24 protein-coding genes are annotated in these 25,658 nt (G+C 65.2%); 12 read left to right on the forward strand and 12 right to left on the reverse strand.

All coding sequences use genetic code 11. The annotated features are described in order from the left end of the window. The first annotated feature begins 30 nt into the window (after window positions 1-30). A complete protein-coding gene (locus HW932_RS17155; RefSeq protein WP_176977710.1) occupies window positions 31-654 on the forward strand; it encodes a biliverdin-producing heme oxygenase in 624 nt (207 codons plus the stop codon). Between the two features lies 1 nt (window position 655). On the opposite strand, the gene HW932_RS17160 is transcribed toward HW932_RS17155, so the two are convergent. Genes HW932_RS17160 through HW932_RS17170 form a run of 3 tightly spaced genes read right to left on the reverse strand, consistent with a single transcriptional unit; the run spans window position 656 to window position 5,623 of the window. Continuing rightward, the gene (locus HW932_RS17160) at window positions 656-3,364 is read right to left on the reverse strand and encodes a cation-translocating P-type ATPase (RefSeq protein ID WP_176977711.1); all 2,709 of its coding nucleotides are present in this window, start codon (window positions 3,362-3,364) and stop codon (window positions 656-658) included. Further along, window positions 3,361-4,206 (reverse strand): universal stress protein, encoded by an 846-nt coding sequence (locus HW932_RS17165; protein ID WP_176977712.1) that lies wholly within the window; start codon window positions 4,204-4,206, stop codon window positions 3,361-3,363. The genes HW932_RS17160 and HW932_RS17165 overlap by 4 nt, the downstream gene beginning before the upstream one ends. A 52-nt stretch (window positions 4,207-4,258) precedes the next feature. Continuing rightward, window positions 4,259-5,623 carry an amino acid carrier protein gene (locus HW932_RS17170; RefSeq protein ID WP_176977713.1) on the reverse strand — a complete coding sequence of 455 codons (1,365 nt, stop codon included), beginning with the start codon at window positions 5,621-5,623 and terminating at the stop codon, window positions 4,259-4,261. A gap of 217 nt (window positions 5,624-5,840) precedes the next feature. Here HW932_RS17170 and HW932_RS17175 point away from each other — a divergent pair, with 217 nt between their 5' ends. The 3 genes from HW932_RS17175 (at window position 5,841) to HW932_RS17185 (ending at window position 7,775) form a co-directional block, all read left to right on the forward strand. After that, window positions 5,841-6,521, forward strand: coding sequence for a septation protein A (locus HW932_RS17175; protein ID WP_176977714.1), 681 nt, complete (start codon window positions 5,841-5,843; stop codon window positions 6,519-6,521). A gap of 1 nt (window position 6,522) precedes the next feature. Then, window positions 6,523-6,822 carry a YciI family protein gene (locus HW932_RS17180; protein ID WP_176977715.1) on the forward strand — a complete coding sequence of 100 codons (300 nt, stop codon included), beginning with the start codon at window positions 6,523-6,525 and terminating at the stop codon, window positions 6,820-6,822. A gap of 92 nt (window positions 6,823-6,914) precedes the next feature. Continuing rightward, window positions 6,915-7,775 carry a peptidylprolyl isomerase gene (locus HW932_RS17185; RefSeq protein WP_176977716.1) on the forward strand — a complete coding sequence of 287 codons (861 nt, stop codon included), beginning with the start codon at window positions 6,915-6,917 and terminating at the stop codon, window positions 7,773-7,775. 78 nt (window positions 7,776-7,853) lie between these two features. Here the strand turns inward: HW932_RS17185 and HW932_RS17190 are convergent, their stop codons facing one another. The 4 genes from HW932_RS17190 to zipA are packed head-to-tail and all read right to left on the reverse strand — an operon-like array spanning window position 7,854 to window position 11,287. Continuing rightward, complete coding sequence (locus tag HW932_RS17190) at window positions 7,854-8,057, reverse strand: hypothetical protein (protein WP_176977717.1); 204 nt, start codon at window positions 8,055-8,057, stop codon at window positions 7,854-7,856. Further along, on the reverse strand, window positions 8,054-8,326 hold the full coding sequence (locus HW932_RS17195) for a segregation and condensation protein A (protein WP_176977718.1): 273 nt from the start codon (window positions 8,324-8,326) through the stop codon (window positions 8,054-8,056). Before HW932_RS17195 ends, HW932_RS17190 begins: the two co-directional genes overlap by 4 nt. Then, window positions 8,319-10,406 carry an NAD-dependent DNA ligase LigA gene (gene ligA / locus HW932_RS17200; RefSeq protein ID WP_176977719.1) on the reverse strand — a complete coding sequence of 696 codons (2,088 nt, stop codon included), beginning with the start codon at window positions 10,404-10,406 and terminating at the stop codon, window positions 8,319-8,321. The genes HW932_RS17195 and ligA overlap by 8 nt, the downstream gene beginning before the upstream one ends. Then, the gene (zipA, locus tag HW932_RS17205; RefSeq protein WP_176977720.1) at window positions 10,403-11,287 is read right to left on the reverse strand and encodes a cell division protein ZipA; all 885 of its coding nucleotides are present in this window, start codon (window positions 11,285-11,287) and stop codon (window positions 10,403-10,405) included. Before zipA ends, ligA begins: the two co-directional genes overlap by 4 nt. Before the next feature lie 348 nt (window positions 11,288-11,635). Between zipA and nifV the strand changes: the two genes are divergently transcribed. The 4 genes from nifV to nifM are packed head-to-tail and all read left to right on the forward strand — an operon-like array spanning window position 11,636 to window position 14,551. Further along, window positions 11,636-12,790 carry a homocitrate synthase gene (nifV, locus tag HW932_RS17210; protein ID WP_176977721.1) on the forward strand — a complete coding sequence of 385 codons (1,155 nt, stop codon included), beginning with the start codon at window positions 11,636-11,638 and terminating at the stop codon, window positions 12,788-12,790. 48 nt (window positions 12,791-12,838) lie between these two features. Then, window positions 12,839-13,177 (forward strand): nitrogenase-stabilizing/protective protein NifW, encoded by a 339-nt coding sequence (gene nifW / locus HW932_RS17215; RefSeq protein WP_222932427.1) that lies wholly within the window; start codon window positions 12,839-12,841, stop codon window positions 13,175-13,177. Next, the gene (locus tag HW932_RS17220) at window positions 13,167-13,652 is read left to right on the forward strand and encodes a nitrogen fixation protein NifZ (RefSeq protein ID WP_176977722.1); all 486 of its coding nucleotides are present in this window, start codon (window positions 13,167-13,169) and stop codon (window positions 13,650-13,652) included. Before nifW ends, HW932_RS17220 begins: the two co-directional genes overlap by 11 nt. A gap of 8 nt (window positions 13,653-13,660) precedes the next feature. After that, on the forward strand, window positions 13,661-14,551 hold the full coding sequence (nifM, locus tag HW932_RS17225; RefSeq protein WP_246296891.1) for a nitrogen fixation protein NifM: 891 nt from the start codon (window positions 13,661-13,663) through the stop codon (window positions 14,549-14,551). Window positions 14,552-14,555: 4 nt separating this feature from the next. On the opposite strand, the gene HW932_RS17230 is transcribed toward nifM, so the two are convergent. Then, window positions 14,556-15,002, reverse strand: coding sequence for a hypothetical protein (locus HW932_RS17230; RefSeq protein ID WP_176977723.1), 447 nt, complete (start codon window positions 15,000-15,002; stop codon window positions 14,556-14,558). A 370-nt stretch (window positions 15,003-15,372) separates the two neighbouring features. Between HW932_RS17230 and HW932_RS17235 the strand changes: the two genes are divergently transcribed. Next, window positions 15,373-15,564 (forward strand): Trm112 family protein, encoded by a 192-nt coding sequence (locus tag HW932_RS17235; protein WP_176977724.1) that lies wholly within the window; start codon window positions 15,373-15,375, stop codon window positions 15,562-15,564. A gap of 75 nt (window positions 15,565-15,639) precedes the next feature. Here HW932_RS17235 and rapA read toward each other — a convergent pair whose 3' ends face one another. The 4 genes from rapA to HW932_RS17255 form a co-directional block, all read right to left on the reverse strand. After that, window positions 15,640-18,420, reverse strand: coding sequence for an RNA polymerase-associated protein RapA (gene rapA, locus HW932_RS17240; RefSeq protein WP_176977725.1), 2,781 nt, complete (start codon window positions 18,418-18,420; stop codon window positions 15,640-15,642). A gap of 5 nt (window positions 18,421-18,425) precedes the next feature. Continuing rightward, window positions 18,426-19,805 carry a glutathione-disulfide reductase gene (gorA, locus tag HW932_RS17245; RefSeq protein WP_176977726.1) on the reverse strand — a complete coding sequence of 460 codons (1,380 nt, stop codon included), beginning with the start codon at window positions 19,803-19,805 and terminating at the stop codon, window positions 18,426-18,428. 117 nt (window positions 19,806-19,922) lie between these two features. Further along, window positions 19,923-20,657 (reverse strand): glutathione peroxidase, encoded by a 735-nt coding sequence (locus HW932_RS17250; protein WP_176977727.1) that lies wholly within the window; start codon window positions 20,655-20,657, stop codon window positions 19,923-19,925. A 266-nt stretch (window positions 20,658-20,923) separates the two neighbouring features. Beyond that, complete coding sequence (locus HW932_RS17255) at window positions 20,924-21,931, reverse strand: phosphoglycerate mutase (RefSeq protein WP_176977728.1); 1,008 nt, start codon at window positions 21,929-21,931, stop codon at window positions 20,924-20,926. A 311-nt stretch (window positions 21,932-22,242) separates the two neighbouring features. Here HW932_RS17255 and HW932_RS17260 point away from each other — a divergent pair, with 311 nt between their 5' ends. From HW932_RS17260 to HW932_RS17270, 3 genes are read left to right on the forward strand one after another with little or no spacing between them, the layout of a single operon-like run. Next, window positions 22,243-24,078 (forward strand): sodium:solute symporter family protein, encoded by a 1,836-nt coding sequence (locus HW932_RS17260; RefSeq protein ID WP_176977729.1) that lies wholly within the window; start codon window positions 22,243-22,245, stop codon window positions 24,076-24,078. Window positions 24,079-24,084: 6 nt separating this feature from the next. Beyond that, window positions 24,085-24,255 carry a symporter small accessory protein gene (locus tag HW932_RS17265; RefSeq protein WP_012969808.1) on the forward strand — a complete coding sequence of 57 codons (171 nt, stop codon included), beginning with the start codon at window positions 24,085-24,087 and terminating at the stop codon, window positions 24,253-24,255. Beyond that, the gene (locus HW932_RS17270) at window positions 24,245-25,624 is read left to right on the forward strand and encodes an alginate export family protein (RefSeq protein ID WP_176977730.1); all 1,380 of its coding nucleotides are present in this window, start codon (window positions 24,245-24,247) and stop codon (window positions 25,622-25,624) included. The genes HW932_RS17265 and HW932_RS17270 overlap by 11 nt, the downstream gene beginning before the upstream one ends. Window positions 25,625-25,658: the final 34 nt, after the last annotated feature.

Below are 25,658 nucleotides of genomic sequence, written 5' to 3' on the forward strand. Positions count from 1 at the left end.
ACGTGATCTTAAACCATAATGGACACATCCATGTCGTCTCCCGAACCCTGTTCCAGACCACGCATCGAAATCGATCTGGCCAGCGTCCTGCGCCGGGCCACGGCCGGCGTCCATGCCGAGATCGAGCAGCTTCCCCTGATGTTGCGTCTAACCTCGGAGACGGCGACACTCGACGACTATCGGCGCTATCTGCGCGCCATCGTGACCATCCATGCCCCGCTGGAACAGGCGCTCTACGCACGGCTCGACGACACGACCCGCGATCGGCTCGGCATCGTCCCCAAATTGCCGGCCCTGCTGGCCGATATGGAGGAGCAGAGTCTGGCGTTCAACCCGGCTACCCTGGCGTTCGCGCCGGGTCCGGTGCTTCTCGACGATCTCAGTGCTACGGTCGGCGGACTCTATGTGCTGGAGGGCGCCACACTCGGCGGCCGGACCATCGCCCGTCATCTGCGGCGTCTCATCGGTGAACCCCTGGGGGCGGCGCGCTTCCTCGACTTCCACAGTCGCCATACTTCGGTCGCCTGGAAGGGCTTCACGACTGGACTCAATGCGCTCGCCGCACAACAGGTACTGGTTCCGGATCGGGTGATCGCGGGCGCTCTGGCCGTGTTCGAGCATGTCTACAAACGTCTCGAACTGGCCGGTGGTTGAGTCAGAGCGCTCGAAGGCACGATCCGGCCAGATGTTTGCGCAGTCCGTCCAAGCCGAATACGAGCGGAAGACCCAGCCAGGCCAGTCCATAGATCCAGGGTTCGACCGGGCCGGTGTTCAGCACGGCGCGGACCGGCTCGGCATAGAGCACGGCCCAGGACAACAGGATCTCGACCGCGATGCCAAGCAGGATCAGGCGATTGGCGAACAGTCCCCGGTCGAGTCCGCTGCCATGTTCGGAACGGCGCGCGATGACGTTGCCGACCTGCATCAGCATGATCGCGGCCAGGGTGATGCCGGTCGCCGACTGATAGAGCGGCGCGGTCTCGGCCAGCTCCTGGCCCCAGGTCCAGCCGCCCAGATCGAGCACCAGGAAGAAGAGCGCCAGCGAGAAGGCGGCCTGGATCAGCCCCAGGAACAGATAGGCGGTGCGCATCAGCGGCCATGACAGCAGTCGCTCGTCACGGCGGCGCGGTGGCTGGTGCATGAGGTCGCGCTCAGGCGGCTCCCGGCCCAGGCCGATGGCCGGCAGCAGATCGGTTCCGAGGTCGATCGAGAGGATCTGGATCACGGTCAGTGCCAATGGCACCGGCAGCAGGATATAGAGCAGGAAGGGAGCGATCTCGGGGACGTTGCTGGCGAGCACATAGGTGGTGAAGCGGCGCATGTTGGCGAACACCGCCCGCCCCTCCTCGACCCCGGCCGTGATCGAGGCGAAGTTGTCGTCGAGCAGTACGATGTCGGCGGCCTCGCGCGCGACATCCGTCCCGCTCGCGCCCATGGCGATGCCGACATCGGCGGCCTTGAGCGCCGGGCTGTCGTTGACCCCATCGCCGGTCATGGCCACCACCAGACCCAGACGCTTGAGCGCGAGCACGATCTTCATCTTCTGCTCGGGCGTGGTGCGGGCGAACACGGCCACGCCCTCGCGCAGACGCTCGACGAGCTGGTGTTCGCGCAGACGTTCCAGTTCCTCGCCATGCAGAATGCGCCGCTCGGCGGACTCATCCGGGCGCAGGATGCCGCAGGCGCGTGCCACGGCTTCGGCGGTGTCGGGATGGTCGCCGGTGATGAGCACGACCTGGATGCCGGCGCCCTGGCATCGGCTCACGGCCGGCGGCGCCTCGGGCCGAATCGGATCGTCGAGCGCGATCAGACCGCGCAGCACCAGACCGCGTTCGAGCGATTCCTCCGGGGCCTTGGGATCGGGCAGACGTTCGAGCCGGCGCGCGGCCACCGCGATGACGCGCCGACCCTGGGACGAGAGTCGATGCACGGCGGCGTCACAGACGGCCAGCGTCCGCTCGTCGGCGATGTAGGTTTGACCCGCGCCGGCCTGGATCTGGCCGATCAGCGGACGCAGCGACTCCCAGGCGCCCTTGATCGCGAACAGGATTTCATCGCCCTCGGCGAAGACCCCGGCCTCGCGCCGCCGTGCCAGATCGAAGGGGAAGTGCCTGAGCGTCTCGGCCAGTAGACGATCCGGCGGACCGACCTGCTCAGCGTGGTACTCGGCGAGCGCCACGTCCAGCGGATCGCCCGACCAGCGCGATCTTCCCGCTCCCGCCCCCGTCGCCGGACGGAGTTCGGAGGCGATCAGCGCCGCTTCGAGCAGACCGCGTCGTCCATCCGGGGCGTCCATCGATTCCCCGCTCACCGGATCGACCAGATCCGAGATCGCCAGCCGGTTGAGCGTCAAAGTCCCGGTCTTGTCGGTACAGATCACATGGACCGCACCCAGCGACTCGACGGCTTCCAGGTTCTTGACCAGCACCTGTTTGTGCGCCAGACGCAGACCGGCCATCGACAGCGCCAGGGTGAAGGTCGGCAGCAGTCCCTCGGGCACGTTGGCGACGATGATGCCGAGCATGAAGACGATGTTGATCCACAGCGAGCGCCCGCTCGCCACGCCATAGGCGAAGAAGATCAGGCCCATGACGACCGCGATCAGGGTCAGCACCCGCACCATGCGCCCGGTCTCGCGTTGCAGCGGCGAGGGCGCGCGGCGCACATCGCGCGAGAGGGCGGCGATCTTGCCCAGCTCGGTGCGATGTCCGGTGGCGAAGACCACGGCCGTGCCCCGCCCGCGCAGCACCCCGCAGCCGGCGAACAGGATGTTCGGACTCTCGATCAGACGCCCTTTGGCCGCGGTGGTCCGCAGTGCCTGCGAGCGCGACTCGCCGGTCAGCGGGGCATTGTTGACCAGCAGATCCTCGCTCTCGACCAGACGCGCGTCGGCGGCGATGCGATCGCCCTCCCCGACCAGCAGCACGTCGCCCGGCACCAGTTCCTCGGCCAAGACCTGACATTCGACACCGTCGCGCCGCACCCGCACCTGTTGCGGCAGGAAACGCTTCAGCGCCTCCATCGCCTGCTCAGCACGCATCTCCTGAGCGAAGGCGAAGAGGACATTGAGCACCGAGACCCCGAGCAGCGCCAAGCCGAGCAGACCCATGCCCTCGCCCGGCTGGATGGCGTCGGCGACGAAACAGACGCCCGCCGCCAGATCCAGCAGCAGGCTGAAGAAGTTGAAGGCGTGCTTGGCCAGCAGTCGCGCCCAGCGCCAGCGCGAGGGCGGACGCAGCCGGTTGGGACCGATCTCGCGCCGGCGTGACTCGACCTCGGCGGGCCTGAGTCCATCCAAACGCCCGCGCAGCAGGGTGAAGACGGCCGATGCCGGGACTTCATGGATCTGGAGCGGTGTGGTCATCCGCCGATCCCCCGATAGACGGCGACGTCACAGGTCGACTCGCGCAACACCTGCTCGACCGGATCGCCATGCCGGAGACGCTCGGCGCGTCCGCGCTCGGAGACGCCCATGTAGATCAGACGCGATTTGGTGCGATTGGCCGCGATCAGGATCTCGTGATCGACGCGATCCGAGACCAGCACCTGCGCATCCATGACGCGGGCGCCCAGCCCGAGCCGCTCGGCGATCTCGCGCTCGACCCGCGCGCAATAGGCCAGACCCGGCACGCGCAAGCGTTCGCCGTGCTCGTGCGAGAGCCGATGCAGACGCCCGCGCCCGACGCGCGCGATCAGCACCAGATGCAGATGGGTGAGTTGCGGACCGAACAGTCGCAGAAACGGCAGGGCGGAACGAAAGCCTTCGGGTTGCTCGTCGATCGGCGCTAGCAGCCGGCGCGGCGAGCCGAGAAGACCCGGCTGTACGACGCGCACGGCGAGGACGTTGCAATAGAGTTCACGCAGCAGCCGCTCGGCGAGCGTGCCGCGCAGACCGCCCCGACGCTGGTCGAGCGGCGGGGTGCCGCAGATCAGGAAGTGCTCGGGGCCTTCGCTCAATGCCGGGCGCAGTGTCTCGAAACGCCCACTGGATTTGGGTTCCAGCAGGCGTGTTTCGAGCCGCACGCCCTGAGACTCACATTCCAGCCGCAGACGATCGAGCTTCTCGGCCAGTCGCGCGCGCTCGACCCCGCCGTCCCGGACATGAACGAGCCTCAGTGTCCGGTCGGGATGGGCGCCCGCCAGTTGCACGGCATAGTGACTGACCCAGTCGCCGTTGATCGAGCCGTCGTAAGCGAAGCTGAACATCTTGAACCGCGTCCATGATGCGCCTTGGCCACGGTTCAAAGCCTAGTCGATCTCAGGCCTCCTCGGGGGCCGATTCCAGACGCGGACGCACGAAATAGTCGCGCGTCAGCCGGAAGACGATCGGACTGAGCAGCAACAGCGCGACCAGATTCGGCAGGGCCATGAGCGCGTTGAGCGTGTCGGCCACCAGCCAGATGAAGTCCAGTTGCGCGATGGCCCCGATCGGCAGCGCCAGCACCCAGAGCACCCGGAACGGCAGAATGGCCCGGTCGCCGAGCAGATACTGGGCGCAGCGCTCGCTGTAGACGCTCCAGCCGAGCGTGGTCGTGTAGGCAAAGAGCATCAGCCCGATGGCGACGACGTAGGAACCGACACCGGGGAGTGCCGTCTCGAACGCCTGCGTGGAGAGCGCCGCTCCGGTTGCACCCGAGTCCCAGACGCCCGTGGTCACGATCACCAGGCCCGTGATGGTGCAGATGACCAGGGTGTCGATGAAGGTGCCGGTCATGGCCACCGCGCCCTGGGCGACCGGGTCGTTCGATTGCGCGGCCGCATGCGCGATCGGGGCGCTGCCGAGACCCGCTTCGTTGGAGAACACGCCACGGGCCACGCCATATTGGATCGCCGCCGCGACCGTGGCGCCCGCGAAGCCGCCGGTCGCCGCCGTCGGATTGAACGCCTGTGTGAATACCAGCTCCAGCGCCGGCATGATCTGATCGCTGTTGAGCGCCAGCACCACCAGACCACCGATGACATAGATGACGGCCATCAGTGGCACCAGCGCCGCCGAGACATCGCCGATGCGCTTGATGCCGCCGAGCAGCACCAGACCGGCGAACACCGCCATCACCACACCCGTGACCCAGAAGGGCACGCCGAAGGCGTCCTGGGTCGCGTGAGCCACCGAGTTGGCCTGGACCGTGTTGCCGATTCCAAAGCCCGCCAGCACACCGAAGACGGCGAAGGCCGTGGCCATCCACAGCCATTTCTTGCCCAACCCCAGCTTGATGTAGTACATGGGGCCGCCGAGATGGCTGCCCTTGCCGTCGACCTCGCGATAGTGCAGCGCCAGCACCGCCTCGGCGTACTTGGTCGCCATGCCGACCAGGGCGGTGCACCACATCCAGAACAGCGCGCCCGGTCCGCCAAGGAAGATAGCCGTGGCCACGCCCGCGATGTTACCCGTGCCGACGGTCGCCGAGAGCACCGTCATGAGCGCGTGATAAGGCGGAATGTCGCCATTGCCCTGGCTGACGCGCCCGCGCCAGAGCATACGAAAACCGAAGCCGAGCTTGATGAGCGGCATCAAGCGCAGTCCCAGCATCAGAAAGAAACCCACACCCAGGATCAGGACCAACATCGGCGGCCCCCAGACCCAGCCGTTCAAGACGTTGATCCACGCGGTTATCTGTTCCACTGCCGTCGTGCCCCCGTAAAATGCGTCGAGTTGAAGGAAGACCGTCGAAAACCGAGCCGTTCGCATCCGATCCACGCCGGACGCGACCCGCGCGACACTATATCAAGCCCAAGCGGGCGACAAGGGAGGCGCTTGGCGCGCTTTCGAGGCGCACGGCTTTACCGCGAACGCCTCCAGGCCGTATGCTCGCGCGATCTTTTTCAAGCCACGGGCCTTCATGAAACTCTTCATCGACTTCCTTCCGATCCTGCTCTTCTTCATCGCCTACAAGTTCGCCGGTATCTACTGGGCGACGGCCGTGGCCATCGGTGCGACGGCGATCCAGGTCGCCTGGCTCTGGGCGCGTCATCGTCGGGTCGAGAAGATGCCGCTGGCCACGCTCGGGCTGCTGGTCGTCTTCGGCGGCCTGACCATCGCGCTCCACGATCCCATCTTCGTGATGTGGAAGCCGACCCTGGTCAACTGGCTGTTCGCCGCCGTCTTCATCGGCAGTCACTGGATCGGCGAACGCACCCTGATCGAGCGCATGATGGGGCAGGCCATCGAACTGCCCAAGCCGATCTGGACGCGGCTCAATGCGTTCTGGAGCGGATTCTTCGTCTTTCTCGGGCTGGCCAATCTGTTCGTGGTCTATGTCGGCAGCGGCTTCTACGAGGCGCATCAGGCGCTGCTGGCGGCGACCGGCGAGACCGGCGTGGATCTTTCGGCCTGTGCGACGCTCTATACCGGGTCGGTACTGGATCTCTGCACCCAGGCCCAGGCGCGCGAGTCGACTTGGGTCGACTTCAAGCTCTTCGGTATGATGGGGCTGACGATCGCGTTCGTGATCGCGCAGTCGCTCTATCTATCGCGCCATATCAAAGAAGACCCCGAAACCCAAGCCCTGGAGACGGATTGACGTGCTCTATGCCATCATCGCTGTCGATCATCCCAACAGCCTGTCGGCGCGCCAGCAGGCACGACCGGCGCATCTGGCCCGACTCGAAGCCCTGCGCGACGAGGGCCGGCTGATCCTCGCCGGTCCGCATCCGGCCATCGACAGCCCGGACCCCGGCGAGGCCGGGTTCAACGGCTCGCTGATCGTCGCCGAGTTCCCCGATCTGGCGGCGGCCGAAGCCTGGGCGGCGGACGACCCCTATCGCGCGGCGGGCGTCTACAGCACCGTCAGCGTCAAGCCGTTCAAGCAGGTCTTTCCCTGAGTCTTCGCGTCCAGGTTCGCGCGCAAGCCGAATCTGGCTGGATCAGCCGTTTTTCACCACTCCATTCTGTTCAATCGATGGAATCTTTACTCATGAAGAAAACACCCCTTGCGCTCTTGCTGTGCACCCTGCTCGCCACCGGCGGCGCCATTGCCGAGGACAAGAAGGACACCGACTCGCCCGAGACCCTGATCGCCACCGTCAACGGCACCCCCTATCGGCTCGATGTGTTCCGCGTCTTCTTCATGGAGCGCCTCCAGGGACGCCCGACCAACAATGACCCGGCGGTGCAGCAGCAGCTCTTCGACGAGTTCATGAACCTGATCGTCGCCTCGCAGGAAGGCGACCGCCGCAAACTCGAAGGCGAGCGCAACGTGGTCGCGGCGCTGGAACTCGAGCGCATGAAGGTGATGTCGAACGCCGCGCTCTCGGCGATGGCTGACGAGATCGAGCCGAGCGAGAAGGAACTGAAGGAAGCCTATGACCGGATCAAGGAGCAGGCCAGCCGCACCGAATACAAGGCCCGTCACATCCTGCTCAAGAGCGAGGACGAGGCCAAGAAGCTGATCAAGCAGCTGGACAAGGGTTCCAAGTTCGAGGATCTGGCCAAGAAGCACTCCGAGGGTCCGACCGGCAAGGATGGCGGCGATCTGGGCTGGTTCGACCCGTCGCAGATGGTGGCGCCCTTCGCCGAGGCCGTGACCAAGCTGGAGCCGGGTTCCTACACCAAGGAGCCGGTCCAGACCCAGTTCGGCTGGCACATCATCGAGCTTCAGGAGACCCGCAAGGCCGAGCCGCCGTCCTTCGAGGACGCCAAGCCGCAGCTGACCGCGCTCGTCAAGCGCCAGAAGCTCGGCGAGAAGCTCGCCGACATGCGTAACAACGCTATGGTGGATCTCAACGAGGACGTCGTGCGTCTGAAGGCCGAAGGCGAGGACGCCAAGAAGGACTGAGGTCGACGATCGACAGCCTGGATGGGTTCGGCGGACGAACTCATCCAGGCCGGACGGCAATCCGGAAAGCGAAAACCGTCAGGCTTCCGGCTTGTCCCGCGCGGCGAGGATGTTCTCGACCAATGGATAGACAGTCGTTTGCCCAAGGCTTCTTGGCCAATCCCTGCACGGCGGATGATTGCGCTTCTTGGCCCGACGAATCGCCTCGTCGATCTGTGCCGAACTGATCTTCCGAATATCGATGCGGATCGGGCGGATACATGCGAGGGCGGACAGGTTCAATTGGGCCGACGCTTGAGCGTATCGAACGCCACGAGCTGCACGTCCTGCCGCTCGTCGCTGTAGTAGGGCCGCTCGCCGCCGCGCCCCTGCTCCACGGCCAGCTCCTGCTCGCGCTCGGCGATCAGACCCAGACACTGGCGCACCTGCTGGATGGTCGCGTCCGAAAGCGGATGACGCATCCCCGGCGGCGGCGTGACATCCTTGACGATCGCCGTCAGCGTCTTGCGCATGGCGATCATGATGTGTTGTTCCTTCGAGAGATCAGTCATCGAGTGTCCCCGGTTGTGGTGTGTCTGAACGGCCGTCCTCCCCAAGTGGCGTCTGGAACCGCGCGATCAAGGATTCAAGTCCGGCCTCGTCGATCACGGCCACGCCCAGAGCCTCGGCCTTGGTGAGCTTCGAGCCGGCCTCCGCGCCCGCCAGCAGATAATCGGTCTTCTTGGAAACACTACCCGTCACCTTCGCACCGAGCTCCTGCAGCCGTGCCGCAAATTCCTCACGCGGACGACTCAGCGTGCCGGTGATGACGACGGTCTTGCCGGTTAGGGGCGCCGCGCTCGGCTCGACAGACGTCGAATCGGATCGCTCGACCTCGGGCCAGTGAATCCCCGCCGCCAGCAGATGCGCGATCGCCTCACGATTGTGCGCCTGGGCCATGAAGCCGACGATGTGCGCCGCCACCACCGGCCCGATCCCCTTGATTGCGACCAGATCCTTGACGCTCGCCGCCATCAGCGCCTCGATCCCGCCCAAATGTTCCGCCAGCAACTGCGCCGTCGTCTCGCCGACCTCGCGAATCCCAAGCGCGAAGACGAAGCGGGCCAGGGTCGTGCGTTTGCTGTGCTCCAGCGCCGCGATCAGATTGGCCGCCGACTTCTCGCCCATGCGCTCCAACAGGGCCAACCGATCGGCGGTCAGACCATAGAGATCAGCCGGCTCGCGCACCCACTCCAGATCGACGAGTTGCTCGATGAGCTTCTCGCCCAGTCCCTCGATGTCCAGCGCCCGGCGCGCGGCGAAATGCCGGATCGCCTCCTTGCGCTGGGCCGGACACCAGAGCCCGCCGCTACAGCGCGCGACCGCCTCGCCCTCCGGCCGGATCACGTCCGAACCGCAGACCGGACACTGGGTCGGCAACTCGACCAGCCGCGCCCCGTCCGGACGCCGCTCGACGAGCACCCGCACGATCTCGGGAATCACATCACCCGCACGGCGGATGTAAACGCTGTCGCCGATACGCACGTCCTTGCGCCGCACCTCGTCGAGATTGTGCAGCGTGGCCTTGGAGACGGTCACGCCGCCGACCTGCACCGGACGCAACCGCGCCACCGGCGTCACGGCTCCCGTGCGCCCGACCTGGAACTCGACCGCCTCGACCTCGGTCAGCGCCTCCTGGGCCGGAAACTTGCGCGCAATGGCCCAGCGCGGATGATGCGCCGTGGCCCCGAGCGCGATCTGCGCCGGCAGCCGGTCGAGCTTGAAGACCACGCCGTCGATGTCGTAGTCGAGCGTCGCGCGCCGACGTCCCAGCGCCTCGAAATAGTCGCGACAGCCGTCGAGTCCCGCCACCCGCCGCAGCTCGGGCGAGATCGGCAGCCCCCAGCCCGCCAGACGCTGGAGCATCTCGAACTGGCTCTCGCCCGTCTGGCCCGCGAGCTCGCCCCAGCCGTAGGCGCAGAAACGCAACGGACGCCGGGCGGTGACGCGCGGGTCGAGCTGACGCAGACTGCCGGCGGCGGCATTGCGCGGATTGGCGAATGGACGCTCGCCGCGCTCCTCCAGACGCGCGTTGAGCCGGTCGAATCCGGCGCGCGGCATATAGACCTCGCCACGCACCTCCAGCACCTCGGGCCAGCCGTCCCCCAGGAGCCGCAACGGCACGTTCGGTATGGTGCGCGCGTTGTGGGTCACGTCCTCGCCGCGCGTGCCGTCGCCACGGGTCGCGGCCAGCACCAGCACGCCGGACTCATAGCGCAGATTGATCGCCAGCCCGTCGAACTTGGGCTCGGCGGTATAGAGCATGGGATCGAGTTCAGGCAGGGCGACTGTGAGACGACGATGGAACTCGACCAGCCGCTCATCGTTCATCGCATTGTCGAGCGAGATCATGGGGACAGCGTGCCGAACCTCGCCCAGCTCCGGACGCGGCTCGGCGCCGACGCGCTGGGTGGGTGAGTCAGGCGTGATCAGCTCGGGGTGTTCGGCTTCCAGCCGCTGGAGTTCGGCGAAGAGGCGATCGTACTCGGCGTCCGGGATCTCCGGATCGTCGAGTAAGTAATAGCGATGATTGTGATGGCGGATCTCGGCGCGCAGCGCCTCGATGCGCCGGGCGATATCCGAGGACGTCACCGGCGCGGGGTCCGTTTCCAGCGCAGTTCGTTCTCGAGCACGGCCTGACGCATCTCCTCCTCTTTCTTGACCGTCAGCGGCCGGCGCGTTCCGTCGAGTACGTCCCCATTGAGCGACATGGCCAACTTACGCGCCGTGGCCACCATCTCGTCGAGGATGGTCATGTCCTCGGGATCACCCTCCAACTGAGCGAAGAGCACCAGCCCCGGAGTCGAGAACTCATCCATGTCGTCGAAGGGAAAGCGTCCCGGCTTGACCATGTTGGCCATGCTGAAATAGACCCGGATCTCGTCCTCGAACTCGTCGAGACAGTGGAAGATGTCCATCTCGCCCGGATAGAGTCCGCAACCGGCGGCCACATCCAGGATCTCCGGCCCCTTGAACGGATAACGGCGCGCGCTGACGCTCAACTGGATCAGCAGCGGATTCGGCACCGAGACCTCACGGCGTTTCGGTGACTTAGGCGCCGGTGGAGGAGGATCTTGTTTTTTTGGAGTCTTGGGCGTCTTGAGCGGCTTGGATTCCTCGGAATCCACAGAGTCCTCGGGTATCGGCTCGCGCACACGCTCTTCCTGTAACTGGACCTCCGGCTCCAGACTGGTTCGCGAATGCGGCCAGGACTTGGCGGGCCGTGACGGCTTGGTCACTGGGGCATCTTCCTCGGGCAGCCCTTCGTCGTCATGAAGATCGAGTGCCGGCTCGCGCCGGTGCGTGCGCACGCCATAGGGCTCGTCCGCGCCCGCTTCCTCGACCAGATAATCGTCCTCGTAGTCGTCGTGATAGCCGTCCCGACGCTCGCGATGACGCTCCCACAGATAGAGGGCCACGATCAGGATGGCTCCGACGACGATCAGAATCAGGCGGATGGTGCTGGCGTCCATTCGAATGCTTAATGTTTGATGGAATTTTTACGATGTCATGTGAGGTCGCAAGTATACCCAAGGACCGCCGGTTTTTCGTTCAGATCCTCGATTCAACCAATGCGTGTATGGAAATCAACCAAGTGCCGCCAGCATCTTAACCCAAGCCTCACCGCCTTGCCCGCCACCGTGCTGTGGAAAAACAGGTGATCCGGCGGGCACGGCGCGGCTGAGGCAATCTCGCCCTTTTGTCGTGAATGACACAGGAGCTGGACGGGGGCAAAAGCCATAAGCCTCTGAATCGATGCAATAAATAAAAATGGCTCGCTTTGTGCTTAAAGCCTCGACAGAGGTCTTTCGGAGCGAGCCATGTCGAACCCCCATCATCCAGTCATCATCAACGACACCACCCTGCGCGACGGCGAGCAGTCGGCGGGCGTGGCCTTCTCACTCGACGAGAAGCTGGCCATCGCGCAGGGACTCGACGCGCTCGGCGTCCCGGAGCTGGAGATCGGCATTCCGGCGATGGGCGAGGAGGAGCGCGAGTCGATTCGCGCCGTGGCCGCACTTGGACTCTCGTCCCGGCTCATGGTCTGGACCCGGATGCTGGTCGACGACATCGCGCAGTGCCGTGATCTCGGGGTGCAGCTGGCCGATCTCTCCATTCCGCTCTCAGATCAGCAGATCGCGCGCAAGCTCGGGCGCGATCGGGACTGGGTGCTGGCCCAGATCGCGCGCAAGGTCCGTCTGGCCCTGGATCTGGGGCTGGAGGTCTGTGTCGGCGGCGAGGATGCCTCGCGCGCCGATCCTGAATTCCTGTGGCGTGCGGCTGAGACTGCCCAAGCGGCCGGTGCGCGACGCTTCCGCTTCGCCGACACGGTCGGGCTCATGGATCCCTTCAGTCTCTACGAGCGTTTGCGCGCGCTGCGCGTCCGCGTCGATCTGGAGATCGAGATGCATGCCCACGACGATCTCGGGCTGGCGACCGCCAACACCCTCGCTGCGGTTCGCGCCGGTGCGACCCATGTCAACACCACGGTCCATGGTCTCGGCGAGCGGGCCGGAAACGCGGCGCTCGAAGAGGTCGTCATGGGTCTCAAGCATGTCCACGGGTTCGACTGCGGTGTCACCCTGAAAGGCTTTTCCAGCCTCTCGACCCTGGTCGCCCAAGCGTCCGGCAAGCCGATCGCCTGGCACAAGAGTCTGGTCGGCGCTGGGGCTTTCACGCACGAGGCCGGCATCCATGTCGATGGTCTGATCAAGGATCCGCTGAATTATCAGGGCGTCGATCCGGCCGAACTCGGACTCAACCATCGGCTGGTGCTCGGCAAGCACTCGGGTCGACACGCCGTACAGCGCGTCTATGCCGAGAGCCTGTGCTTCGAACTCGATCAGGAGCAGGCCGAGCGCCTGCTGCCGCTGGTACGCCGCTTCGTCACCGAGACCAAGCGCAGTCCCGAGACCGGCGACCTGCGCCGCTTCCTCGCCGAGATCGGCCATCCGCAAACGGCGCGACTGCAATGACGGGCGGCCTGCCGACGCCCGTGACCGCCCAACGACAGAGGTGATTCCATGACCGACGACGACTTCGAACTTGACCTGAGCGAACTGACCAGCGCCGAGGACTTCCTGGAGTATTTCGGGATCGATTACGTGCCGTCCGTGGTGCAGATCAATCGACTGCACATCCTGCAACGCTTCCACGACTATCTCGATCAGGTCGACGAGATGCCGGACTCGGTCCAGGCCAAGTGGGCGCTGTATGCCGACCGGCTGCGCGCGGCCTATCAGGACTTCGTCACCTCGGACGCGCGTACCGAGAAGGTCTTCCGGGTGTTCCGGATGCACGAGCCGCGCCGGGTAGCCATCCCGCTCAACGACCTGATGGAGAGCCGCCCCCATGCGACCTGAATATGAGTATGGCGACGAGGTGCGGGTGCTGCGCAACGTGCGCAACGACGGCACCTATCCGGGCGAGCCGACCGGCGCGTTGCTGATCCGGCGCGGCAGCACCGGCTTCGTGCGCGATGTCGGCACCTTTCTACAGGATCAGCTCATCTATTCGGTGCATTTTCTCGACAGCGACCGCATCGTCGGTTGCCGGGCCGAGGAACTCCAACGCGCCGACGAACCCTGGATCCCGAGCCGTTTCGAGTTCCGCGATCAGGTCGCCGCCCGCTTGCCGCTCGGACTCCAGGGGCGTGTCCTGGTCGAGGCCGGCGAGGTCGGCGAGGTGATCCGCGTCCTACGCGACCATCCGGGCGGCGTGGCCTATCACGTCCATTTCCCCGATCGCAACACCCTGATCGTGCCCGAGACCGCCCTGACCGAACCCGAGACCCCAACCGCCGGCGCGTCGGCCGAGGCCGATGGCGTAGCGCTGTGATCCGAGGCATGAGCGAGTATCCCGAGATGAACCAGGCTGTCAGCGAACATCGCCCCACCCCGCCGGCTGAGTATCGTTACCATCGGCTGCGTGCCGCCGCCGAGCGGTTTCAGACCGCCGTGGATGCCCTGGAGACGGCACAACGCCTCGAAGTCGAGCGTCTGGCCGAACGGACCTGGGCGCTCGAGTCACGGGTGCTGGCGACGGAAGAAGCGCGCGACACCCTGATTTCCGAGCGACGTCTCGACGAGGCGCTGGCCGAGGTGCAGCGACGTTACCCGGATGCGGGCGAATTTCAGGAGGATCTGGCGCGTCATGGACTCGATGAGGCGACGCTACGCCGGGCATTGCGTCGTGAGCTGATCTTCGATGCCGTGATGACGCGGGTCGGAGCGCGCGCCGAGGCCGTCAGCGAGGAAGAGGTGCGGCAGTTCCATGCCGAGCACGCCGAGCGTTTTCAGATCCCGGAGCGACGCACGGCGCGCCATATCCTGATCACCATCAACAGCGATTATGCCGAGAACAGCCGCGAGGCGGCGCGTACCCGTATCGACGCGATCGCCGAGGAAGTCCAGGCAGATCCGCAGGCCTTCGGCCAACTCGCGCGCCGTCATTCCGAATGCCCGACGGCGATGGAGGACGGGCGTCTCGGCGCCCTGCCACGCGGACGGCTCTATCCCGAACTCGATGCAGCGCTCTTTGCGCTCGACGCCGGTCAGGTCAGCGGCGTGCTGGAGTCCGAGGTCGGCTTCCACCTACTCTGGTGTGAGTGCATCGAGCCAGCGCGCACGGTCGATCTCGATCAGGCCCGTGAGCAGATCCGCACCCGGCTCGAAGCCCAGCGCCGGCACGACTGCCAGAAAGCCTGGATCGCACGGTTGAGCCGCGCCGACGCCTAGCGCTTCAAGCCGCGGCCTGTTCCTTCTCGTCGAGCTTGCGGATCAGCGGATAGAGATACTCGGTCTCGCGCTGCAGGCGATCCATGACCAGGGCGAACATCTGTTCGGTATCCTGCACGAAGGAGGCGTGATCGCTGATCGTCAGCGAGTGGCGTTTCTCCGAACACCATTGTTTGACATAGGCGCCGAAGATGCGCTTGATCTCGGTCGAGCCGGACAGGAAGCGGTTGGCGGTATTCTTGACCGACTGGTCCGGATAGGACAGGAGCTTGCCGCAGAGATCGCGGTCGACGACCTCCATGTGCTCGCGTACATGGTTGGTCAGATCGAAGAAGACGTTACAGGTGACATCGGTATCACACATGGAACGCTCCCGGACCAGATAGAGGAAGACGTTCGAGAGCTCAGTGATCTTGTGGTTCTGAGCGTGTAATTGTTCGAAAGCGACCATGTCGAGACTCCTCCTGCCGAACGGTGGATAGCGGGGTGGTATTTTGGTGATCTTCCGCGGGGATGCGGCCCCTTGCGGGATGGGGCGATGGTACAGGTCACGTTTGACGAAGAAGGGGGTCGCGACTCAAGTAAACCACCATGTCTTCTGCATTTTACGTCAAACCCAGGGATGAATACAGATTACCCATAATCAATATTTGTTTTGTGCCGATCTGCAAAACACAGGCGCCGGACAGATCGCCCCGGCCCCGAGAGCCTATAGCAGACACAGCTTAGACCAAGGCTCGTCCAGTATCTCCACGGGCACGATAACAGTTAAACTTGATCCGTATCCACAAGCTATGTCTCGCCCAAGGAGCGATCAACTCATGCTCGACAAGAAACTCCTCGACATCCTCGTCTGCCCGGTCACCAAGGGTCCGCTGATCCTCGACAAGGCGCGCGGGGAACTCATCTCGCTGTCGGCCCAGCTCGCCTACCCCATCCGTGACGACATCCCCATCATGCTGGAGGACGAAGCACGGCGACTGACGCTGGAAGAACTCGACAGCTATCGTTGAAGCGGCCACGGGCGGACGGGTTCGTCCAGTCACCCGCCTGCCCATGTTCTCAGGTGCGATCCGACTCGACGCGACTCAATGGGCGATGACCAGCCGCAGCGCGTCGAGCCGCAGCGCGGTCCGGCTGAGCAGCGCGTCGAGCCGCTCGCGCCTGTGCCGCAGACGCGCGATCTCGTCGGGGCGCACCGTGGGGTTGACCTTCGCCAGCGCCGACAGACGTTCCAACTCGTCGCCGAGTGCCTGATGCATTCGCGTCCGCGCCTCCTGTTCCAAAGACTCAAGCGCCCCGTGCGCCAGCCCCTCGCCCCGCTCCAGCAGTTCGGCCAGACGTGATGCCTGTGAGGCGATCAGGGCGCGGGCGAGTTTGGAATTGTGGCCCAGACAATCACCGCGCAGACTCTCGTGCGCGATCTCCTCGGCGCGATCCCGCCCCTCTGCGTCGAGCAGTAGACGTACCAGTGTCGGCGGCAGGAAATGCTCGACCTGGAGTTCAGGCGGCGCCGGACACTCAGCGACATAGAGAATCTCCAGCAGCAGTGTCGCGCGCGTGAAGCGAGCGTCGTCCCGGATCAGGATCAGTGCCGCGCTGCCCAGCTCCGAGGCGGTCAGCAGCTCCATCGCCTCGCGGGTCATGGGATGCTCCCAGGTCAGGAACTCGCGGTCCTCGTGGGCGAGCGCCTGGGCGCGGTCGAAGGTCGCCGTCAGTCCATCCTCCGGCAGACGCGGGAAGCTCTCATGGAGCATCTGCGGTCCGGGACGCACCACCAGCGAGCCGCCGGGGCCGGGTTCGTGCTCGACGCCGAAGGCATCCCAGAAGTCGGTCAGATAACCGACGACCGAGCGCTCGGCGTCGATGGCCGCGATCGACTCGACCAGAGCCGCGTCGCGTGTGAGCCGGTGCGAGTGCAGTTCGAGTAGCCGGTCGCGTCCGGCGGCCAGTTCGCCGCTGAGCTGGGTGGCGAGCGTTCGAGTCTCCGCGATCAAGGACTCGACCAGATCAGGATCGGCCAGGGCATGTCTCAACCGCTCGCCCAGACGTTCGTGGACGACCGCCGCCGCTGGACACAGGTGCTCGAAAGCGCCCAGCCCCTCGGCATACCAGCGAAACAGCATCTCCATCGGTCCGCCGCGCAGATAGGGTACGTGCAGACGGATGGTCTGGGTCTGGCCGATGCGGTCGAGCCGACCGATGCGCTGTTCGAGCAGATCCGGCTCCAGCGGCAGATCGAACAGGATCAGGTGATGGACGAACTGGAAATTGCGGCCCTCGCTGCCGATCTCTGAACACAGCAGGATCTGGGCGCCATCCTCGACGGACGCGAAATAGGCGGCTGCCCGGTCGCGCTCGACGATCTCCATGCCTTCGTGGAAGACGGCGGCATGGAGGCCGGCACGCCGACGCAGGGCTTCGCGCAGTTCAAGCACTGTGCGCGCCTTGGCACAGATCAGCAGCGCCTTGGCCGGACGCAGGTCGCGCAGGGTCGCGATCAGCCAGTCGATGCGCGGATCGACCGCCTCCCAGCCGGGGCCGTGCGCATACTCGGGTGTCAGCCGCTCCAGCGGGTCTGCAAGCGCGCGGTAGGCGTCTGGCTCAGTCAACGGGTGAGCGATCAACTCGCGGCGCGGAAAGCCGGGGATGGTCGCGCGGGTGTTGCGAAAGAGCACGCGCCCGGTGCCATGACGGTCGATCAGTCGCTCGATGAGCGTTTCGCGATCCAGTCCCTCGATGTCGCCGAGCAGGGCGGCGAGCTGCGATCGGCCGGCGGCGTCGAGCGATTCGGCGTCGAGCAGTCGGGCGGCCAGTGCCGCGATGGGTGCATAGCGCGCTTCTTCCCCCAGAAACGCCGCCGGATCATGGAAGCGCGCCGGGTCGAGCAGGCGCAGACGCCCGAAATGACCGGCACGCCCCAGTTGCTCGGGGGTGGCCGTCAGCAGCAGTACCGAGGGAATCCGGCTCGCCAGCGCCTCGACCAGCCGATAAGCCGGACTGGCCTCAGTCTCGCTCCAGGTCAGGTGATGCGCCTCGTCGACGATCAGCAGATCCCAGGGGGTTTCCAATACCGCCCGCTCCGCTAAGGGTGACTCGACCAGCCATTCCAGCCCGCAGAGCACGCGCTGTTCGGACAGGAAGGGATTGTCGTCCCGGATCGACTCGAAGCGCTCCTGATCGAACAGCGCCGGCGCCAGATTGAAACGTCGGCGCATCTCGACCAGCCATTGATGCAGCAGCGGCTCGGGGGTGAGGATCAACACCCGCCGCGCCCCGCCGTTGAGTCGCATCCGGTGCAGGATCAGTCCGGCCTCGATGGTCTTGCCCAGGCCCACCTCGTCGGCCAGCAGCACGCGCGGTGCCTCGCGCCGCGAGACCTCGGCGGCGATATGCAGCTGATGCGGAATGAGCGCCACGCGCGCGCCGACCAGACCCTGGGTCGGCGAGCCGGACGCGCGCATCCCCTGGAGCCAGGTCCGGTAACGCAGTCGGAACCAGTGATCGCTGTCGAGCCGTGCGGCGAGCAGTCGCTGTCCCGGACGGTTGAAACTCAGACGATCGTCGAGCTCGGCCTCGGACATCTCGTGGATCAGCCCGGATGAGTCTTCACCGCGATAGATGATGAGTCCCTGCTCGGTCCGCGCCTCGAGAACCCGTAGCTCACGCCCGGCCCGGTCGCGGATACGTTCGCCGCGACCGACCACCAGCCGTGCCAGCGGGGCTTCGTCCCGCGCGTAGAGCCGTGTCTCGCCGGTCGCCGGGTAGGCGATCTTGACATGACGGCCCTCGACGGCCTCGACCAGACCGAGTCCCAACTCGGTCTGGGTCTCACTCAACCAGCGCTGGCCGGGTATGAAATCTTGCATGGGCGTCAAGTTTTGGACTGCCCAGGACGGCGCACCGGCACCTTCAGCGTCACCAGCTCCTCGGCACTGCACGGATGGATGGCGACCGTGTTGTCGAGATCGGCCTTGGTCGCGCCCATCTTCACCGCCACGCCGAAGCCCTGCATCATCTCGTCGACGCCATCGCCGATCAGATGGATGCCGACCACCTTCTCGTCCTCACCGGCGCAGACCAGCTTCATCGCGGTCTTGGGGCCGTGCGCGTTGAGCGAGTAGCGCATGGGAGTGAAGCTGGTCTCATAGATCGTCAGCGTGTCGCCGTAGCGCTCGCGTGCCTCGGGTTCGGTCAGACCGACCTTGCCGATCGGCGGATGGGCGAACACCACCGTGGGCACGTTCTCATAGTCGAGCTTGAGTTCCGGCTTGTCGTTGAACAGCCGCTCGGCCAGACGCCGCCCGGCAGCGATCGCCACCGGCGTCAGCGGCTCGCGTCCGGCGATGTCGCCGATGGCATAGATGCCGGGGACAGTGGTGTTCTGATACGCATCGGTCGGGATGACGCCGCTACGCTCGACCGTGATCCCGGCCGCTTCCAGATTCAGCTCGCGCGTGTTGGGCGCGCGCCCGACGGCCCAGATGACCTGATCGAAGCCGGTCAGACGCTGACCGTCGCGTGCGGCCAGCACCAGCCCCTGTTCATCGCGCTCGATCCCGGCGACCTCGAATTGCAGGTGCATGTCGATGCCGTGCAGCTTCATGTTCTCGGCCAAGGTCTCGCTGATGAGCGGATCGAACAGCGCGAGCATCCGGTCTTCCAGCGCCACGATGGTGATCTCGGTGCCGAGCGCGCTCAGCACACCCGCCAGCTCCACGCCGATATAGCCGCCGCCGATGATGGCGACGCGCTTCGGCTGTTCGTCCAGCGCGAAGAATCCATCCGAGGTGATGCCCAGTTCGGCGCCCGGCATCCGCGGCACGATCGGCCGTCCGCCGGTGGCGATGACGATGTGGTCGGCGGTGTAGTGCTGATCGCCGACCGCGACCGTGCGCGCATCGACGAAACGCGCGAAGCCGTCGATCCGGGTGAGACCCAGGCGTTCGGCATAGCCGTCCCAGTAGCCGTTGATGTCGGCGATGTAGCGATTGCGGCCCGCGACCAGCTTGGCCCAGTCGAACCCCTGTGACTGCACCCGGACGCCATAGTCGGGCGCATCCGCGACCGCCGCCGCCAGATTGGCCGCATACCACATCACCTTCTTGGGCACACAGCCGACGTTGACACAGGTGCCGCCCAGTTTGGCGCCCTCGATCAGGGCCACGCGCTTGCCGAACTGCGCCGCTTTCTCGGCGACCGCTAGGCCGCCGCTACCGCCGCCGATGGCGATCAGATCAAAATGCTGGCTCATAGTCATAATTCCTGTTTTTCAAAGCCGATGCCTGAACGCAAAAGGCTTCGGGCGACCGCCGGCTCGCGATCACCCGAAGCCTTGTTAGGTTAAGGCCAGAGCGGATTCAGCGTGATTTCAACGCGATTGCAGCCAGGCGATGACCGCGTCCGAACCGCCGATCAGTTTGCCGTTGACGAAGACCTGGGGCACGGTCGCGACGTTGGAGACGGCGCGCAGACCCTGCTCGGTGTAGTCCTCGTTGAGCACCAGCTCCTCGAAGTCGAGTCCGGCGTTACGCAGCGCTTCCTTGGCGCGGACGCAGAAGGGGCACCCATCGCGGCTGAACACGGCGATATCGAGCGGCTTGGGCTTGTTGGGCGCCAGATACTCCAGCATGGTGTCGGCGTTGGAGACCTCGTAGGGGTCGCCTTCGACCTCGGGCTCGATGAACATCTTCTCGACGACGCCGTCGCGTACCAGCATCGAGTAGCGCCAGGAACGCTTGCCGAAGCCGATGGCGTCCTTGTCGACCAGCATCCCCATGCCCTCGGTGAACTCACCATTGCCGTCCGGGACGAAGATCAGGTTGTCGGCGTTCTGGGCCTTTTGCCACTCGTTCATGACGAAGGTGTCGTTGACCGACACGCACACCACGGAATCGACGCCCAATTCCTTGAAAGCCGGAACCAACTGGTTGTAGCGCGGCACATGCGAGGACGAGCAGGTCGGGGTGAAGGCGCCCGGCAGCGAGAAGACGACCACGGTCTTGCCGGCGAAGATCTCGTCTGTGGTCACATCGACCCACTCATGACCCCGGCGGGTGTGGAAGGTGACGCTGGGGATACGGCTTCCGGTACGGTCCTGGAACATGCTTCGGTTCTCCTGATGGGTGATGAATCGTCTGTTCGGTTGGATGATCGGGTTGGCCCCGCAGGGCCGACGGACATAGATTAACCCGGGAAAAGTGGTCGAATTAAATGGATTATAAAAATCGTATCGATCGGTGCAGGCTATGGACCTGCATTGGCCAAGGCTGCGTTCCTTGTTGGGGCTCGATACGCGATCTCAAGCGTCGAATGCTTGGATGCAAGGTGGCGACGGATGGGGGGCAGCGCACGCGGAACTCTCGGCGAGGCTCAGTCACGGCCTATTGCCGCCGGTCTGCGCCAGAAACGCCAGGTCTGGCTCGTCGAGAGCGTAAACTTTTCGGCGTCACAGGGATCGAGCCGGATCGCTTCGAGACGCCCGACACGCAACGGCTGCCAAAGCCGTTCGATCACGGCATCCAGTTCGATCATGGCGCGTGCCCAAGCTTCCAGGTCGCGCTCCAGCCAAGCGCGCCAGTGGCGATCCCAGAAGACGAGCTGACGCCCGGTGACGGGCATCGGGCCGTCCAGCCAGGCAGCCAGCGAGCGATGCGGACGCTCGGTCAGACGTGCCAGCCCCAACAGCAGCGGATGATCGCCGACCATCACGTCCGGCACCGACTCGAGTTCCGCCGACTTCGGCAGCGATCCCCCACCCCAGATCCAGATCCCGCTGACGACCGGCCGACCGGCTGCCTCGCGCCGCCGGTTGACCGGATCGGCATGGAAGAGCATCTGGATCTCGTTGAGCAGACGCATCCAATCGCGCGCCTCAGGTCCGCGCGGCAGATGTTCGGCCATCGAGCCGCCCTGGATTCGATACAGGGGTGAGGTCCGCCAGCCGGGCATGGGCCGATCGAGCCTGAGATACCAGCGCCCGGAGGTCGGGGCGATGAGCCGCAGCCCCTCGTCGCTGAAATGACGATTGAAGCTCGCAACCAGCGCCTCAGCCTCGTCAGGGTTCGGCGCGACGGACTCCCCCGCATAGACCAGCAGACGCTCGCGATCCGGACGCAGATGGATCGGATCGGCATGCATCCAGATCGTTCCCGGTTCGACCGTGACACCCTCGCCCAGCAAGGCGATCGGGGCGGTCGGTATATCGCCGTCAGCCGGTCGGTCGAGTCCGGCGGCACACAGGAGGGTCTCTATGGGATCGCCGTCGTGGCCGGGCCGGCGATCGGCTCGCGCCAGCAGACGCGCGATGGCCTGCGCCCGGACGTTCAGCCCGGTTCGCTCGGGGATGGGCGCAAGCAGGGTCGGGCACAGGATCTCCACCCGTGGCCGATCACATCCGGCGCCTGTTCCAGCCCGTGGCGGCTGCCATGTGTCGGTCGATCGGGATCGAGTTCGGTCTGGCGAATAACTGGAGGCGTTCATGGATCATCGTCGGTCTGGAGCCTCCAGAACAGTCTTAATGACCGGGTTCCGAAACGGCTCAGTGGAGAAAAAGTGTCTTTTCAGCGCTGGAGGCTATACAACCGCATCCTGAATCAGGTTATTTTCCCCCTCCCGCGATTCGAACCGTATTTGGCCAGACGCGGTCGGACGTGGCAGCTATACCACAGATTCCAATAACAGGGGGAAACATGCCCGATCATGCATCGGTGGGCTGGATCGACATCATCGTCATCCTCGCCTACCTCTCAGTCACAGCCTATCTGGGCTGGCTCGGCTACCGGGGCACGCGCTCGGCGGCCGACTTCCTGGTCGGAGGGCGCTCGGCCCATCCGGTCATCATGGCGGTCTCCTATGGCGCCACCTTCATCTCCACGGCAGCCATCGTCGGGTTCGGCGGGGTCGCCGGACTCTTCGGCATGAGTCTGCTGTGGCTGACCTTTCTCAACATCGGCGTCGGCATCCTGATCGCCTTCATCGTGCTCGGCGAGCCGACGCGCCGGCTCGGGCACCATCTCGGCGCCCACACCTTCCCGGAACTCCTGGGTCAGCGCTATCAGAGCCGGGGCATCCAGATCTTTGCCGGCGTCCTGATCTTTCTGTTCATGCCGCTCTACGCGGCGGCCGTCATGACCGGCGGCAGCGTCTTCGCCGCGACCCAGTTCGGCATCGACTTCGAGGTCGCGCTCCTGATCTTCGCCCTCATCACCGCCGCCTACGTCATCCCCGGCGGCATCAAGGCGGTGATGTACACCGACACCTTCCAGGGCTTCGTCATGGTGCTGGCCATGATCTTCCTCCTGGTCTTCACCTATTCGAGCCTGGGCGGCGTGACCGAGGCTCACCAGTATCTGACCGACATGGAGGCCATGGTGCCTGCGCCTCTGGCCCAGATCGGCCATCAGGGCTGGACCGAGATGCCGGCCTTCGGCTGGGGCGCGCCGACCTATGATCTGTGGTGGATCGTGGTCACGGCCATCATCCTGGGCGTGGGCATCGGCGTGCTGGCCCAGCCGCAACTGGCGGTGCGCTTCATGACGGTGCGCAGCCGGCGCGAGCTGGATCGGGCGGTGCCGATCGGCGCGATCTTCATCATGCTGATGACCGGCACACCCTTCCTGGTCGGCAGTCTGTCGAACGCCTGGTTCGCCCAGAATGGTCCCATCCTCAACGGCAAGGTCATCCAGGAACTCGACGCCGAGAAGAATCAGGCGTTGGTCGAGCTGATGCAACAGACCGACAGCGGCGCCTGGACGGCGATCATCAACCCCAAGACCCAGGCTCCGGCCACGGCGGCCCTGATCGTCAGCGAGCGCCAGGAGGCCGAAGAGGCGAGCGGCACGCGCTTCGAGCTGGTCGGCGGGCGCTCGTCGGCCGTGACCTATGTCAAGGGCGACGCCGACACGATCATCCCGACCTTCATCTCGACCGCCCTGCCCCACTGGTTCGGCGCCATCTTCTTCCTGGCGCTGCTGGCGGCGGCCATGAGCACCATGTCGAGCCAGTTCCACACCATCGGCACGGCGGCCGGACGCGACCTCTATGAGCGCATCGGCACCAAGGGGCAGCCGCGTGAACCGAGTCTCCTGGTCATGCGGCTGGCGATCGTCGTCGGTCTGCTGATCGCCGTGACCATCAGCTACACCGTTCGTCAGGAATACATCGTCGCCCGCTTCACGGCGATCTTCTTCGGGCTGTGCGCGGCGGCGTTCCTGCCGGCCTATATCGGCGGACTCTTCTCGCGCCGCGTCACCAAGGCCGGGGCGCTGGCCTCGATGACGGTCGGTCTGGTGGTGTCGCTGTTCTGGCTGCTGCTGGTCAAGGCCAAGGAAGCGAGCGCCATCGGGCTGGTACAGCTCGTCACCGGCGGCAAGACCAGTCTCCTGGCCGACTACCCGAACTGGCCCTCGGTCGATCCGATCGTGGTCGCCCTGCCCGCCGCGCTCCTGACCCTGATCCTGGTCAGCGCCTTCACCCGACCGCCGGCGGCCGAGCATCTCGACCGCTGCTTCCCCGAGACGAGGTAAACCATCATGCTGGGTCTCGACGATCCCTTCGTGCTCACGGCCTACCTGGGCATCATCGCCCTGGCCGTCCTGAGCATTCTCTATGGCCTGATTCGCCGCAATGCCGCGCGCGACGAAGTCACTGACGAAGACCGCCAGTGGGCGCTCGAAGAAAAGAAGGTGGACGATGAATTCTAAGAAGAACAAGCTTCTGGCCGCCGGACTCGGCGCCACACTCGCCTGCTCGGCGGTTTCGGCCGAACAGACCAGCGGTCCCTTCAAATGGGGCGCGGACCTGCGTCTGCGTCAGGTCTGGATCGACAACGTGGGACTGGACGCCGACAGCGCCACGGGTGATCGCACCTTCGAGCGCTATCGCGGACGGCTCTGGGGTTCCTACACGTTCGGCGATCAGTTGGAAGCGAGCGCGCGCCTCATGTGGGAGGGGCGCCACTACCAGGATCCCGCCCGCTCCAACTGGCCGGTAGCCGGCTTCGAGAACTGGTACAGCGGCGGCATCCTGTTCGATCAGCTCACGATCGGCGCCAAGCAGATCGGCGGCACGCCGCTCTCGCTCAAGGTCGGACGCCAGGACATCGTCCTGGGCAACGGCTGGCTGGTGCTCGAAGGCACGCCGCTCGACGGCTCGCGCAGCATCTATCTCGATGCCGCCCGCGCCACCTACAGCCTGGAGTCGCTCGGCACCACGCTCGATCTCATCTACATCGACCAGAGCGCCGACACCGGACGCTTCCCGCAGTCGCTCAACGGCGAGGTCGAGGATCAGACCGAGCAGCACGAGACCGGCGTCATCGTCTATGGGCGCAACAAGTCGCTGATCGAGGGCACGGATCTCGATGGCTACTTCATCTACAAGCACAACGACCCGAATCTCACGCCGCGCAACATCCGTATCAACAATGGCGCCCCCTTCGCTTCAGGCAGTGATTCGGGCGACATCTATGCGGCTGGTCTGCGTGCCGATTCCAAGCTCACGCCCAACTGGTCGGTGCGCGCCGAGACCGCCTACGAATGGGGCACGCGCAACGACCGTGATCTGAGCGCCTTCGGCTTCAACGGTCGCCTGACCTACAGCTTCAACGATTCGCTCAAGAATCAGCTCCACGCCGACTTCGAGTACCTGTCAGGCGACGACCCGGACAGCGCCGACGATCAGGCGTTCGATCCGCTCTGGGGCCGCTGGCCGCAGTGGAGCGAGCTGATGATCTATCAGTGGCCGCTGGAATCGCGCGTGGGCGAGGCGACCAACCTCCAGCGCTTCAATGTCGGCTGGATCGCTCAGGTGCATCCGACGACCCAGCTCCTGGTCGACTACCATGCGCTCTGGGCCGATGAGCAGAGCACCCGCACCGCCGCGCAGATGGTCAATCTGAGCGGCGACGGCGACTTCCGTGGACATCTGTTCACAGCCTGGCTCAAGAGCAAGTTCAGCCAGCACGTCTCTGGGCATCTGGTCGCCGAGTATCTGATGCCGGGCGACTACTATGCCGACAACCGCCAGAACGACTCGTTCTTCGTGCGTGCTGAAGTGGTTCTGAGCTGGTGAGGTCGACGGATCGCCGAGCGGGATCGATCCGGCT

Source organism: Allochromatium humboldtianum (assembly GCF_013385175.1).
GTDB lineage: Bacteria > Pseudomonadota > Gammaproteobacteria > Chromatiales > Chromatiaceae > Thermochromatium > Thermochromatium humboldtianum.

What these genes read in the sequence shown, in the direction of transcription:
- HW932_RS17175 (WP_176977714.1), top strand. Translation starts at nt 5,841, where the DNA reads ATGAAACTCTTCATCGACTTCCTTCCGATCCTGCTCTTCTTCATCGCC.
- HW932_RS17155 (WP_176977710.1), top strand. Translation starts at nt 31, where the DNA reads ATGTCGTCTCCCGAACCCTGTTCCAGACCACGCATCGAAATCGATCTG.
- HW932_RS17185 (WP_176977716.1), top strand. Translation starts at nt 6,915, where the DNA reads ATGAAGAAAACACCCCTTGCGCTCTTGCTGTGCACCCTGCTCGCCACC.
- HW932_RS17160 (WP_176977711.1), bottom strand. Translation starts at nt 3,364, where the DNA reads ATGACCACACCGCTCCAGATCCATGAAGTCCCGGCATCGGCCGTCTTC.
- HW932_RS17260 (WP_176977729.1), top strand. Translation starts at nt 22,243, where the DNA reads ATGCCCGATCATGCATCGGTGGGCTGGATCGACATCATCGTCATCCTC.
- nifW (WP_222932427.1), top strand. Translation starts at nt 12,839, where the DNA reads ATGACCGACGACGACTTCGAACTTGACCTGAGCGAACTGACCAGCGCC.
- HW932_RS17265 (WP_012969808.1), top strand. Translation starts at nt 24,085, where the DNA reads ATGCTGGGTCTCGACGATCCCTTCGTGCTCACGGCCTACCTGGGCATC.
- HW932_RS17230 (WP_176977723.1), bottom strand. Translation starts at nt 15,002, where the DNA reads ATGGTCGCTTTCGAACAATTACACGCTCAGAACCACAAGATCACTGAG.
- HW932_RS17195 (WP_176977718.1), bottom strand. Translation starts at nt 8,326, where the DNA reads ATGACTGATCTCTCGAAGGAACAACACATCATGATCGCCATGCGCAAG.
- HW932_RS17220 (WP_176977722.1), top strand. Translation starts at nt 13,167, where the DNA reads ATGCGACCTGAATATGAGTATGGCGACGAGGTGCGGGTGCTGCGCAAC.
- HW932_RS17270 (WP_176977730.1), top strand. Translation starts at nt 24,245, where the DNA reads ATGAATTCTAAGAAGAACAAGCTTCTGGCCGCCGGACTCGGCGCCACA.
- rapA (WP_176977725.1), bottom strand. Translation starts at nt 18,420, where the DNA reads ATGCAAGATTTCATACCCGGCCAGCGCTGGTTGAGTGAGACCCAGACC.
- gorA (WP_176977726.1), bottom strand. Translation starts at nt 19,805, where the DNA reads ATGAGCCAGCATTTTGATCTGATCGCCATCGGCGGCGGTAGCGGCGGC.
- HW932_RS17165 (WP_176977712.1), bottom strand. Translation starts at nt 4,206, where the DNA reads ATGTTCAGCTTCGCTTACGACGGCTCGATCAACGGCGACTGGGTCAGT.
- nifM (WP_246296891.1), top strand. Translation starts at nt 13,661, where the DNA reads ATGAGCGAGTATCCCGAGATGAACCAGGCTGTCAGCGAACATCGCCCC.
- HW932_RS17235 (WP_176977724.1), top strand. Translation starts at nt 15,373, where the DNA reads ATGCTCGACAAGAAACTCCTCGACATCCTCGTCTGCCCGGTCACCAAG.
- zipA (WP_176977720.1), bottom strand. Translation starts at nt 11,287, where the DNA reads ATGGACGCCAGCACCATCCGCCTGATTCTGATCGTCGTCGGAGCCATC.
- HW932_RS17250 (WP_176977727.1), bottom strand. Translation starts at nt 20,657, where the DNA reads ATGTTCCAGGACCGTACCGGAAGCCGTATCCCCAGCGTCACCTTCCAC.
- nifV (WP_176977721.1), top strand. Translation starts at nt 11,636, where the DNA reads ATGTCGAACCCCCATCATCCAGTCATCATCAACGACACCACCCTGCGC.